10 protein-coding genes are annotated in these 12697 nt (G+C 69.7%); 3 read left to right on the top strand and 7 right to left on the bottom strand.

Features of this window, described 5'->3' with window-relative positions; all coding sequences use genetic code 11:
* Window positions 1–2: 2 nt before the first annotated feature.
* The 5 genes from KBX46_RS17755 to KBX46_RS17735 all read right to left on the bottom strand — a co-directional run bounded on the left by KBX46_RS17755 (window position 3) and on the right by KBX46_RS17735 (window position 6650).
* The gene (locus KBX46_RS17755; RefSeq protein WP_210793304.1) at window positions 3–941 is read right to left on the bottom strand and encodes a dihydrodipicolinate synthase family protein; all 939 of its coding nucleotides are present in this window, start codon (window positions 939–941) and stop codon (window positions 3–5) included.
* Entirely contained in the window at window positions 938–2011 is a 1074-nt protein-coding gene (locus KBX46_RS17750) for an ABC transporter ATP-binding protein (protein ID WP_210793303.1), read from the bottom strand. The genes KBX46_RS17755 and KBX46_RS17750 overlap by 4 nt, the downstream gene beginning before the upstream one ends.
* On the bottom strand, window positions 2008–3966 hold the full coding sequence (locus tag KBX46_RS17745; RefSeq protein ID WP_210793302.1) for a dipeptide/oligopeptide/nickel ABC transporter permease/ATP-binding protein: 1959 nt from the start codon (window positions 3964–3966) through the stop codon (window positions 2008–2010). The genes KBX46_RS17750 and KBX46_RS17745 overlap by 4 nt, the downstream gene beginning before the upstream one ends.
* Window positions 3966–4922: an ABC transporter permease gene (locus KBX46_RS17740; RefSeq protein ID WP_210793301.1), complete on the bottom strand. Its 957-nt coding sequence runs from the start codon at window positions 4920–4922 to the stop codon at window positions 3966–3968. Before KBX46_RS17740 ends, KBX46_RS17745 begins: the two co-directional genes overlap by 1 nt.
* A 102-nt stretch (window positions 4923–5024) precedes the next feature.
* Window positions 5025–6650, bottom strand: a complete 1626-nt coding sequence (locus KBX46_RS17735; protein WP_088946960.1) for an ABC transporter substrate-binding protein — start codon at window positions 6648–6650, stop codon at window positions 5025–5027.
* A gap of 137 nt (window positions 6651–6787) precedes the next feature.
* Between KBX46_RS17735 and KBX46_RS17730 the strand changes: the two genes are divergently transcribed.
* A complete protein-coding gene (locus KBX46_RS17730; protein WP_210793300.1) occupies window positions 6788–7519 on the top strand; it encodes a FadR/GntR family transcriptional regulator in 732 nt (243 codons plus the stop codon).
* Between the two features lie 53 nt (window positions 7520–7572).
* On the opposite strand, the gene KBX46_RS17725 is transcribed toward KBX46_RS17730, so the two are convergent.
* Both KBX46_RS17725 and KBX46_RS17720 read right to left on the bottom strand, forming a co-directional pair.
* On the bottom strand, window positions 7573–8244 hold the full coding sequence (locus KBX46_RS17725) for a FadR/GntR family transcriptional regulator (RefSeq protein WP_210793299.1): 672 nt from the start codon (window positions 8242–8244) through the stop codon (window positions 7573–7575).
* Window positions 8245–8294: 50 nt separating this feature from the next.
* Entirely contained in the window at window positions 8295–9149 is an 855-nt protein-coding gene (locus tag KBX46_RS17720; RefSeq protein WP_308159570.1) for an amidohydrolase family protein, read from the bottom strand.
* Between the two features lie 292 nt (window positions 9150–9441).
* Between KBX46_RS17720 and KBX46_RS17715 the strand changes: the two genes are divergently transcribed.
* Together KBX46_RS17715 and KBX46_RS17710 are read left to right on the top strand one after the other, a co-directional pair.
* Entirely contained in the window at window positions 9442–12231 is a 2790-nt protein-coding gene (locus KBX46_RS17715) for a glycoside hydrolase N-terminal domain-containing protein (protein WP_210793297.1), read from the top strand.
* A 90-nt stretch (window positions 12232–12321) separates the two neighbouring features.
* Window positions 12322–12697 (top strand): ricin-type beta-trefoil lectin domain protein (locus tag KBX46_RS17710; protein WP_210793296.1); only part of this gene is annotated, 376 nt, incomplete at its 3' end.

Below are 12697 nucleotides of genomic sequence, written 5' to 3'. Positions count from 1 at the left end.
GGCTAGAGCAGCCCCGCCAGTTCCAGCTGGGCACGAACCCGCGCCGTTTCGTCGGCGTCGAGCGGCCGCATCGGAAGTGACACGGTGTTGCTGTCGATGACGCCGAGCAGGGCCAGGGCGGTCTTGAACGCGCCCACGCCCCGGGTCGCCCCCGCCGCCGTCGCCGGGTCGGCCGCGTCGACGATCCGGAACAACCGGGTCAGTCGGTCCTGCTCCACGCGGGCGGTGTCCCAGTCGCCGTTCACGCAAGCCCGGTGCAGTCGCACGTAGCCCGCCGGGTCCACGTTTGCCAGGCCGGGGACCGAGCCGGAGGCGCCCGCGAGCATCATCGCGTCGACCACCACCTCGTGCCCGGTCAACAGGCTGAACCCGGCGTCTGGCGCGCGTTCCGTGATCGCCAGCACCAGCTGACGGAAGGCGACGTCGTCGCCGCTGGAGTCCTTGACGCCCGCGAGGACGCCTTCCACCGCCAGCTGGCTCAGCAGACCCGGGGAGAGCTTGGTGTGCACGCAGACGGGGATGTCGTACGCCAGCAGGGGAAGCTCGACCGACGCGGCGAGCGACCGGAAGTGACGCTCGACCTCGTGCGGGCCGACGATGGCGTAGAAGGGTGCAGTGGCCACCAGGCCGTCGACGCCCAGGCGCGTCGACGCGTCGGCCCGGTCGAGGACCCGGCGCGTGGTCGGCTCGATGCAGCCGGCGATGACCGGTACGGCGCCCGCGACGGTCTTCACGACGACCTCGAGAGCCTGGTCCCGCTGGCTGTCGGTGAGGAAGACGGTCTCGCCGGAGCTGCCGAGGGCGAAGATGCCGTCGACGCCTGCGCTGAGCATCCGCTCGATGAGCCGCTCCAGGGAGGCGACGTCGACCGCACCCTCCTCGGTCAATGGGGTGACGACCGGCGGCACGACTCCGGCGAACCGCGGGGCAGGGGTGGTCACGCTGTCTCCTCGAGATGTAGGGGGGTGGTGCGGCCGGTCGCTGCTCTGGCGAGCTCGACCAGCTCCGTGTTGCTGGATCCAGCGGGTACGGGGTGGTAACACCGGAACTCGTGGGAGCCGGCGCCGCCGTCGCCCGACCGGACCGGCGGCATCTCGATGGCGCAGCCGTCGGTCGCCTTCCAACACCGGGTGCGGAACGGGCATCCGGTCGGCGGCTTGGTGGCGAGCGGGACGGGGCCGACGAGCGGGATGGGATCCAGGGGCGAGAGCAGACCCGGCGTGGCCGAGAAGAGCGCCCGCGTGTACGGGTGCTGCGCGACCTCGGGAAGCCCGGCGGCGGGTGTCTGCTCCACGATCCGGCCGAGGTACATGGTGACCACGCGGTCACTGATCCGCTTGACCGTCTGGATGTCGTGCGAGACGAAGACCATGGCCAGGTTCAGCCGCTCCTTGAGGTCCAGGAGCAGGTTGAGGATCTGCGCCCGCACCGACACGTCGAGGGCGCTGGTGGGCTCGTCGGCGATGACCAGGCCCGGCTCCAGGGCGAGGGCACGCGCGATGGACACCCGCTGGCGTTGACCACCGGAGAGCTGGCTCGGCAGGACGTCGGCGACCGACCGGGGCAGCCCCACCAGTGCCATCAGCTCGTTGACCCGCTCCTCACGCTGCTTGCGGGTGCCGCGGCGGTGCACGTCGAGCGGATCGCGCAGGATGTCGCGGACCGGCATGCGCCGGTTCAGCGACGTGGCCGGATCCTGGAAGATCATGCCGACGCCGGCACCGATGTGCTGCCGTCGTTCCGACGCGTTCATCGACCAGACTTCCTTGCCGGCGAAGGCGACACTGCCGCTCGTCGGCCGCTGGAGGCCCACCAGCACCTTGGCCATCGTGGACTTGCCGCAGCCGGACTCACCGACGACCCCGATGGTCTCGCCGGTACGCACGGTCAGGTCCGCGCCGGTGAGGGCGTACACCCGCTCGCGGCCGAACAGGCCGCCACCGCGGGTGCGGTGAACCACGTGCACGTCGCGTAGCTCGACGATCGAGTCGCGCGGGGATGTCGCACTCATCGGGCCAGCTCCTCTTCCCTGACGGTGACGGCCGGGTGGTGACAGGCGTACCGGTGGTTGGAGTCGCCCTCCAGGCGGGGCGTCTCCGTCCGGCAGACCTCGGTCGCCATGGGGCAGCGATCAGCGAACCGGCATCCCGCCGGGAAGTCGGCCGGCGACGGCACCACGCCACGGATCTGGGTGAGCCGCTCCGCACCGGCCTCAAGGGAGAGGACGGAGCCGAGAAGACCCCGGGCGTAGTGGTGTGCCGGCGCACCGACCACGTCGGCGGTGACGCCGCTCTCGATGATCTGCCCGCCGTACATCACCACGACGCGGTCCGCGACGTCGCTGACCAGCGCCAGGTCGTGGCTGACCAGGATCAACGCGAAGCCGAGCTGGCCGCGCAGCCGCAGCAGCAGCTCCATGACCTGCGCCTGGACCGTGACGTCGAGCGCGGTGGTCGGCTCGTCGGCGATGATCAGGCGCGGGTCCCGGGACAGCGCCATGGCGATCACCACGCGCTGCCGCTGCCCGCCGGACAGCTCATGCGGGTACGCGGACAGGGTGCGCCGTGCGTCCAGGCCCACCAGGTCCATCAGCTCCTCGGCCGACCGGGTGCCGCCTCGGCTGATCATCTGGGCGAGCTGGGGGCCGACGCGCAGTGAGGGGTTCAACGCCGAGAGGGCGTCCTGGTAGACCATCGCGATCTCGCGGCCCATCAGGGCACGACGTCGTTTGGTGCTCATCGTCAGCAGGTCGGTGCCCGCGAAGCGGACCTCGCCTCGGACCCGGGCTCCCTGCGGCAGCAGGCCCATCACGGCGAGCGAGGTCAGGGACTTGCCCGAGCCGGACTCTCCCACCAGGCCCATCACCTCGCCGGGGCGGACGTCGAAGGTCAGGTCGTCGACGATGTCGACGCCACGGTGGCGCCCCTCGAACCCGATCGACAGGTTCCGGACCTCCAGGACGGGCTCACCCTCCGGGAGCGGACGGGCCCGCTCGCGCAGCCGCTGCGCCGCCTCGGCCATGCCGGGCAGCTGCACCACCTCACCGGAGCCGGGCTGCGCCTCCTCCTGCGCGTCGCCGACCTTCGTCGCGGTGGCACGCCGCGCCGCCGGGGCGGCCCAGGCGTCGGACATCCCCTCGGAGAGCACGTTCAGGGCGAGCACGGTCAACAGGATCAGCAGGCCGGGGAAGAACGTGGCCCACCAGCCACCGATCTGCACCATCTCCTTGCCGAAGGCGATCACCGAACCCCACGAGGAGGCCGCCTCCTGGGGCGCGAGCCCGCCACCGATGAAGGAGAGGGACGCCTCGAACACGATCGCGTCGGCCACCATGACGGTGACGAAGACGAGGATCGGGGCGGCGCAGTTGCGCAGGATGTGCCGCCAGAGGATGTGCGGTCGTCGGGCGCCGATGATCCGTTCGGCCGCGACGTAGTCCTCCCGGTACTGCGAGAGCACGTTGGCGCGCACGATGCGCGCGATCGAGGGCACGAAGACGAACCCGATCGCGACCACGAGGACCACGAGGCTGTTCTTGCCGAAGGAGATGATCAGCAGGGCGGAGAGCACGATGGCGGGGAATGCCATGACGACGTCGAGGCACCGCATCACCACCTCGTCGATCGCGGGCCGGCTGGTTCCCGCCAGCGCGCCCAGAATCGCGCCGACCACCAGGGCGATGCCGGCGCTGCCGAAGCCCACGATCAACGAGCGGCGGGTGCCGGCGACCAGCCGTGAGAACACGTCGCGTCCGAGCTTGTCCAGGCCGAACCAGTAGTCGCCGTTCGGGCCGGTCAGCGCGGCACCGAGCCCGGCCTGCGCGGGGTCGTGCCGCAGGAGCAGCGGCGCGAAGATGCCCACCACGACGATGAGCAGGACGAAGCTCAGTGCGATCCGGGCCGTGATGCTGAGCCGTTTGAAGGCGATGCCGGGAGCCGACAGCCGGGCGGTGAGTGTTCGACGCATCAGTGGGCTCCGCGCAGTCGAGGGTTGGCGAAGAGGTAGAGGATGTCGACCACCAGGTTCACGACGACGAAGCAGATGGCGATCGTCAGCACGGTTCCCTGCGCGAGGGCGGTGTCGTTCTGCTGCACCGCGCTCATGATCTGGGTGCCCATGCCGGGCAGCGAGAAGATGGCCTCGATGACGACAGTGCCGCCCAGCAGGTAGCCGATCCGCAGGCCCAGCACGGTGAGCGGGTTGACGAGCGCGTTGCGCAGCACGTTGCGGCCGACCACCACGCGGGGCGGCAGGCCGGCGCCGATGGCGGTGCGCACGTAGTCCTTGTCGAGTTCCTCGACCATCGACGTCCGCACGATTCTGGCCAGTGAGCAGCCGACCGGGACGGCGAGAGCGAGCGCCGGCATGGCGAGCGACTGGAGCCAGAGCGAGAACGAGTCACCGGGGTTGACGTACCCGCCGGTCGGGAAGACGGGGCGGCGGACCGAGAATTCCTGGATGAGCAGGAGGGCCAGCCAGAACGACGGCATGGCGATACCGGCCATCGAGATGAACCGGATGACCTGGTCGGGCCAGCGATCGCGGTACAGCGCCGCAGGGATGCCGAGGGCCAACGCGATGATCAGCGCGCCGACGATGCCGAGGGCCGTCAGCTGGATCGTCAGCGGCAGCGCGGTGGCGATCTTGTCGGCGACCGGGACGGACGGCGGGAAGGTCATGCCCAGATCGCCCCGGAGCAGGTCGCCCAGGAAGTGCAGGTACCGCAGGGGCAGCGGGTCGTCGAGGCCGTTGGCGGCCTTGAACGCGGCCACCTGCGCGGCGGTTGCCTGGTCGCCGAGGACGGACAACGCGGGATCGATCGGGGAGAACTGCATGATCACGAAGACGAAGATCGTGATGCCCAGCACCAGGGGTATCAGGGTCAGGAGTCGTCGCGTGACCAGGCTCAGAACGCTCAGCATGGTGTCTTTCTTTCGTCGAGGGCCGCCGGGACGTCCCGCCCAGCCCAAGGGACAGGGCTGGGCGGGACGCTAGGGGCCGGGGTCCGGGCCCCCGAAGCGGGCTCAGCCCTTTCGGCTGCTGCCCAGGAAGTACAGGCCTGTGGTCGCCGCGCCCGAGAAGTCGCTGAGCTTCGCGGGGTCGTATGCGGTGACGACCTTGGTGTGCAGGATCGGGTACAGGGGGACCTCGTCGGCCACCTTGTCCAGAGCCTGCTTCCACAGGGCCTTGCGGGCCGCCTCGTCGGAGGTCTGCGCGGCCTTGTCGAGCAGGTCGGCCATGGCCTTGCGGTCGGTGGCGTTCCACCGGTAGCGCAGGCCCGGCCAGGTCTCGCCGTAGTAGAACCAGCGCATCAGCAGGTCGGTGTCGACGCCGAAGACGCTGGGGTCTCCGGTGGCCATCAGGACCCGGAAGGTGTCCTTCGGAACGATGTCACCGTAGATGGCCGAGGACGGCACGGTGTTGAGGGTGGCGGTGACGCCGATCTTCTTCCACTGCTCGATGACCAGCGGGGCGACATCCTTCACGGCGGAGTTGTCCGTGGTGTCGAGCTGGAACTTCAGGTTCGAGACGCCGGCCTCCTGGAGCAGGCTCTTGGCCTTTTCCAGGTTGTAGTCGTAGACGGTGGCGGCCTTCTGGTAGTCCTTGTTGCCCTCGTCCAGGTAGCTCGTCGCCGCCGTGCCGTAACCGTTGAGCGCGGTCTTGATGACCTCGTCCTTGTTGATCGCGTAGTGCAGGGCCTGGCGCACCCGCTTGTCGTTGAACGGCGCCGCCGACGAGTTGAACATGAGGAAGACCTGGTTGAAGGCCTGCTTCACGTCGACCGTGTACTTGTCCTTGAGCGAGTCGACGTTCAGGTACGGCACCGACTCGATGGCCTGGACTCGGCCGCCCTGCAGGTCCGACACCCGCGCGGAGGCCTCAGAGGTGGTGTTCCAGGTCATCGTCTCGACCTTGGCCGGACGGGGCCCGCTGTAGTTCGGGTTCTTGCTGAGCTTGATACCCGACTCCTTGGACGCGCTGTCCATCTTGAAGGGGCCGGAGCCGATCGGTGCCGTGTCGAAGGCCTTCGACGCGTCCGCGTCCGCGGTCTTCGCCTTCGGCAGGATCTTGATGACGGCGATCCGCTCGGAGAACAGGGCGAACGGGTACTTCAGCTTGAACTCGGCGGTCGTCGCGTCCTTGGCCGTCACCGAGTCGATGAACGACACGAAGCCCTGCATCAGCGGCGGGGCCTTGGGGTCCGCCGGCTTGAGGACCCGGGTGAAGGACCAGGCGACGTCCTCGGCGGTGACCGGGGTGCCGTCGGAGAACTTCGCGCCGTCACGCACCGCCACCGTGTAGGTGAGCCCGTCGGCGCTGGCCACCGGGTCTTCCTTCGCGAGAGCACGGTAGGGTTCCCGCGTGACTGGGTCTAGATCGATCAGACCCTCGAAGATGTGCTGGTTGACCGCGGTCGCCACCGCCGACGAGGCGTTACCCGGGTCGAACCCGCTGGAGAGGGTGAACGCCAGGGTGGTCTCGATGGAGGTCTTCCCCCCGCCCCCCTCGACGGCGTTGGTCGAAGCCGGCCCGCCGCTGCACGCGACCAGTCCGAGAGCGAGCGTTGCCGCAGTGGACGCGACGGCCAGCGAGCGGAGCCGACGCGGGGGGACGCGCCAACTCCCCGATGGCTTAACGGTGGTGCTCACGTAGCTGCCTCCATAGGCTCTTCATGCGCTCGCGTGACGCTCGCGCTGAGGGATTCGAAGATAATGGGGTCTGACGTCTGACATCTGATGCCGATAGGGTGAGCGTGTCAGATTCGTGAGGGAAGGGCAAGTGCCAGATGACGACCATTGACGCCACTCCGCTACGCGGTGCGGAGCGCCCAGGTCCCCGCCGGCAGGAAGTCGCTACCAAGATCAAGGAGTACATCCTGCGGAATCGCCTCAAGCCGGGAGACATCCTCCCCACCGAGGCGGAGCTGTGTGACGCCGTGGGCGCCAGCCGGTCCAGCGTGCGCGAGGCCGTCAAGATCCTCTCCGCCCTCGACATCGTCGAGGTACGGCACGGTCACGGCACGTTCGTCGGCCGCATGTCCCTCGCCGCCCTCGTGGAGGGCCTGACCTTCCGCGGTCTCCTGAGTGGCGAGGAAGATCACCACGTGCTGGGGCAGGTCGTCGATGTCCGCCAGACCCTGGAGCAGGGGCTCGCAGCCCAGGTCATCGCCGTCCTCGACGGCGAGCACCGGGTGGCCCTCTCCGCGCTCGTCGACGAGATGGAGAGCCTGGCAGGCCAGGGGAAGGACTTCCTCGACGTCGACCGGGCCTTCCACGTGAAGTTGCTCGAGCCCCTCGGCAACGACCTGATCCTCCAGCTGACCGAGGCGTTCTGGCAGGTCCAGGCCATCGTCGCTCCCACGCTGCGCACCGAGCCGGAGGACCGGCTGATCACCGCCCACCGTCACCGGGCAATCGTGGACGCGATCGCGGCCGGCAACGTGGCCGGCCTGCAAGCCGCCATCGCCGACCACTACGCGCCCATCCGGGCGAGCATCGCCCGCGTCGTGCGGGCCTGAATCGACACCGCCATCGCCGTACGACCCGCAAGCCGGTCAGCGGCCATGGTCGGTCACAGTGCCCGGCGGAGCCACTCCTCGACGCCGGCGATGTGCACTGTCGCCCAGGAACGCGCAAGGTCGGCGTGCCCGATCGTGATCGCGTCGACAATCGCCTGATGCTGCTCCCGGGTCCGGGCGATGACGCCCTGCTGGGTGACACCGCGCCAGATGCGGGCCCGGGTGGTGGGCCCGGAGAGCCCGTCGAGCAGCGAGCACAGCACCGTGTTTCCGGAGCCGACGGCGATCAGGCGGTGGAACTGCAGATCGTTGGCGACCAGGGCCTCCACGTCGTGGGTGTCGCCGAGGTTGTCGAGCACGGCCTGGAGGCCGGCGACGTCCTCGGCGGCCATCCGCTGCGCGGCCAGCGCCGTGGCGGCCGGCTCAAGGATGCGCCGCACCTCGAGGAACTCCAGCACTGTGTCGTCGCGGTGGAAGTCCACGACGAAATTGAGCATGTCGAGCAGCAACTGTGGGGCAAGGCTGGTGACGTAGGTGCCGTCACCCTGGCGGACATCCAGGATGCGAATGATGGACAGGGCCTTCACCGCTTCACGCAGGGAGTTGCGGGACAGACCGAGCCGCCGGGCCAGGTCCGCCTCCTTCGGCAGTCGATCGCCGGGGCCGAGCTCGCCCGACGTGATCATCATCTTGATCTTGCCGATCGCCTCGTCGGTGAGAGCCATCGCCGCCTCCGCACATGTTCGGGGTTGGACCCGTTTCCATGATCGCCGGGTCAGACCGCCAGCCGGTAGACCCGCGCGGCGGTGCCTCCGAAGATCGCGTGTGAGGCCGCCTCGGACAGCGCCGGCAACACCTGGTGCAGCGCGGCCCGCACCCGGCCGTAGCTGCCCGCGAGCAGGCACAGTGGCCAGTCGGAACCGAACATCAAACGATCCGGCCCGAAACGGTCGAGCGCCTCGCGGACGAACGGTCGCAGGTCGTCGGCCCGCCACGAGACCCAGTCGGCCTCCGTCACCAGGCCGGACATCTTGGCCGTGACATTGGGCTGCTCGGCGAGCGCCGCGAACGGCTCGCGCCACCGGGCCAGCCCGGTCGCACCCGCCCGGATCTCCGGTTTGCCGAGATGATCGAGGACGAAGCGGACGTGCGGCAGCGCCGCGGCGGCCCGCGCCGCGGCGGGCAGCTGGTCCACCCGGACCAGCAGGTCGAAGGCCAGCCCGGCGGCCGCGACGACACGGAGGCCGCGGCGCACGTCCGGGCGATCCAGGTGGTCCGGATCCGGCTCGGCCTGGATCTGGGCGCGGACACCGACCACCCGATGGCCACCGGAGCGCCGGAGGTGTCTGGCGATGCGGGCCTCCAAGCCGGGACCGGTCAGGTCAGCCCACAGCACCACACCGGCGATCTGCGGCGCCTCGGTCGCCCACCGGAGCAGGTCCTCCGACTCCGCCTCATCGCATCGCCCACTCTCCACGAGGATGGAGCGATCGACCTCGGCCGCGCGCAGTTGCGCCTGCCACTGGGCCACTGTGAACGGACGCCGGACCGACCGCATCCGGTCGTCATCGGGCCGGACGCAGGCGGGCGGGTTCCCCCAGAGGTGATGGTGCGCGTCGACCGTCAGCACGCAGGCCCCACCGCGGCTGACGCCGCGCGGCTGGCCACGTCCGCACCGCGGTGCCGTGATCGCAGAAGCTTCACCAACACCACCCCGCATACATCGGATGTTTCCGGGTTTGAGAGCTCGGACATCTGATGTCTAACAGCTGTCGATGGTTCAGGCAATAGGCCGAGATGGGCTGGCGATCCACCATTCGGGCCGCGATCTTCATCGCGGGCAACCTCACCAGGATTTCCAGTACGACCCATTGACAAAAATATACATCCCACGTTAACTCCCATGGCATAGAGGAGGCCCTATGCCTGTCATCGGCCGTACCCAGACGATCCTGCGAGCCGCGGCAGCGGCTCTTCTCGTGGCCGCGGCCCTGACCGCCGCGTCCGCGAACTCCGCTCCGGCCGAAGCAGCCGCCGACCCCGGGCTGGCGCTCTGGTACGACGAGCCCGCCGCCAACTGGGAGAGCAACGCGCTTCCGCTGGGCAACGGTGCGCTCGGCGCCATGGTCTTCGGTGGCATCCAGACCGAACGCCTGCAACTCAACGAGAAGACACTGTGGACGGGCGGTCCCGGCACCAGCGGCTACAACCACGGCAACTGGACGTCACCACGGCCCGGAGCCCTGACCGGCGTGCAGGCTCAGATCGACCGGGAAACACGGATGGCACCTGGCGCGGTCGCCACGTCACTCGGCCAGCCGGCGACCGGATTCGGCTCGTACCAGAACCTCGCCGACATGTACCTCGACATGTCCGGCACCCCGGCCACCGTGAGCGACTATCGGCGCGAGCTGGATCTCGCCGAGGCCACCGCTCGCGTCGGGTACTCCTACGGCGGGGTGTCCTACCAGCGCGAATACTTCGCCAGCCACCCCCGCAACGTGATCGTCACCCGGCTGTCGGCCAGCCAGGCCGGCAAGGTCTCCTTCGTCCTGCGTACCGCCTCGGCCCAGCCCGGCAGCACCGTCACCGTGGCGAACGGCCGGATCACCGTGCGGGGCGCGCTGCCCGGCAACGGGCTGACCCACGAGACCCAGTACCGGGTGGTGACCACAGGTGGCACCCGGACCGACGGCACCGACCGGATCACCGTCACCGGCGCCGACTCGGCGTTCATCGTGCTGTCCGCCGCGACGTCGTACGCCGACACCTACCCCAGCTATCGCGGCGCCGACCCCCACGCCCAGGTCACCCAGGCGGTCGACGGCGCGGCTGCCTCGACGGTGGCGGCGCTGCGCGCGGCCCACCTCGCCGACTACAAGAGTCTCTTCGACCGCGTCCGGCTCAACGTGGGCGGGCAGATGCCGAACGTTCCCACCGACGAGCTGCGGTCGGCCTACACCGGTGCCGCTGGACGAGCCCAGGACCGCGCCCTGGAGTCGCTGTACTTCTCCTTCGGCCGGTACCTGCTCATCTCGTCCTCCCGCGGCGGCTCCCTGCCAGCCAACCTGCAGGGCATCTGGAACAACTCCAACACCCCGCCCTGGCAGGCCGACTACCACACCAACATCAACGTGCAGATGAACTACTGGCCGGCGGAGACCACGAACCTGGCGGAGACCGCCACGCCGCTGTTCGACCTCATCGACGCCCTGCGCGCACCAGGCCGGGTCACCGCGCAGAACATCTACGGTACGACCGGTTGGGTCACGCACCTCAGCACCAACCCGTACGGCTTCACCGGCGTCCAGGACTGGGCCACCGCCTTCTGGTTCCCGGAGGCAGCCGCATGGTTGTGCCAGCATCTCTACGAGCACTACCGCTTCACCCGCGACACGACGTTCCTCCGCGACCAGGCGTACCCGGCGATGAAGGAGGCCGCGGAGTTCTGGCGGGCCAACCTGCACCTCGATCCGCGCGACGGCAGGCTGGTCGTCTCGCCCAGCTACTCACCCGAGCAGGGTGACTTCTCGGCCGGCGCGTCGATGAGCGAGCAGATCGTGTGGGACCTGCTCACCAACACCATCGAGGCGAGCGCCACGCTCGGCGTCGACGCCACTCTGCGCGGGCAGTGGCAGACCACGCTGAACAAGCTCGACCCCGGCCTGCGGGTCGGCTCCTGGGGTCAGTTGCAGGAGTGGAAGGCGGACTGGGACAGCCCGACCAACGACCACCGGCACGTCTCGCACCTGTACGCCCTGCACCCGGGGCGGCAGATATCACCGTCGACCACCCCCGCTCTCGCCAACGCCGCCCGGGTCTCCCTCACGGCGCGCGGCGACGGCGGCACCGGCTGGAGCAAGGCCTGGAAAATCAACTTCTGGGCCCGGCTGCTCGACGGCGACCACGCCCACAAGATGCTCAGCGAGCAGCTCAAGAGCAGCACCCTCGCCAACCTGTTCGACACCCACCCGCCGTTCCAGATCGACGGCAACTTCGGGGCCACCGCCGGAATGGCGGAGATGCTGCTGCAGAGCCAGAACGGCGTCGTCGACGTGCTGCCCGCCGTGCCGACGGCCTGGCCCACCGGCTCGGTCAGCGGTCTGCGGGCCCGCGGGGACGTCACTGTGGACACCGAGTGGCGCAACCGGCTGGCCAGCCGGATCACGCTGACCGCAGGCAACAGCGGCTCCCTCACCGTACGGAATTCGATGCTGGCGACCGCGTCGCTGGTGGACCTGACCACGAACCAGGCCGTGCCGGTGAACCGCACGGGTGACCGGGTGACGTTCACGGCCGAAGCCGGGCACCGCTACCAGGCGGTCTCCGACGCGGCGACCGGCACGATCGCCGGGGTGGCCAGCGGACGTTGTGTCGACGTGCCCGGCGCCGCCACCACCGACGGCACCGCCCTGATCCTCTGGGACTGCACCGCAGCGACCAACCAGATCTGGACCCGCCAGGCCGACAACACCATCCGCAACCGCGGCAAATGCCTCGCCCCCGCCAGCACCACAGCCGGCGCCGCCGCCACCATCACCACCTGCGGCACCGCCACCAACCAACGCTGGACCTACGACACCACCGCCAAAACCCTGCGCAACCAGGCCACCGGCACCTGCCTCGACGCCAACGGCGGCGCCACCGCCAACAACACCAGACTCATCCTCTGGCCCTGCACCACCGCCACCAACCAGCAGTGGCTGGTGTGACGCCGGCCCTCACCGCCGGCTGGCCGTACCCGTAGGTCACCTCACCTCTGCGCCACCCCTCCCTGACCCGTTCCCGGAGAGGACACCCCCATGACCCGCACCCTGCGCCGCCGCGCGCGCGCAAGCGGCGCCACCCTGGCCGCCCTGGCCCTGCTCGCCACCTGCCTGGTCCAGCTCACCCCACGGGCGGCACCGGCCGCCGCGGCCCCGGGGGACGGCACGATCACGGGAGTGGCCAGCGGACGCTGTGTCGACGTGCCCGGCGCCGCCACCACCGACGGCACCGCCCTGATCCTCTGGGACTGCACCGGCGCGACCAACCAGATCTGGACCCGCCAAGCCGACAACACCATCCGCAACCGCGGCAAATGCCTCGCCCCCGCCAGCACCACAGCCGGCGCCGCCGCCACCATCACCACCTGCGGCACCGCCACCAACCAACGCTGGACCTACGACACCACCGCCA

It is taken from the genome of Micromonospora sp. C81, from assembly GCF_018070425.1.
In the GTDB taxonomy this organism is placed as follows: domain Bacteria; phylum Actinomycetota; class Actinomycetes; order Mycobacteriales; family Micromonosporaceae; genus Micromonospora; species Micromonospora zamorensis.
Note: the sequence above shows the minus strand (reverse complement) of the source record. Positions and strands in the feature narration are given on the sequence as shown.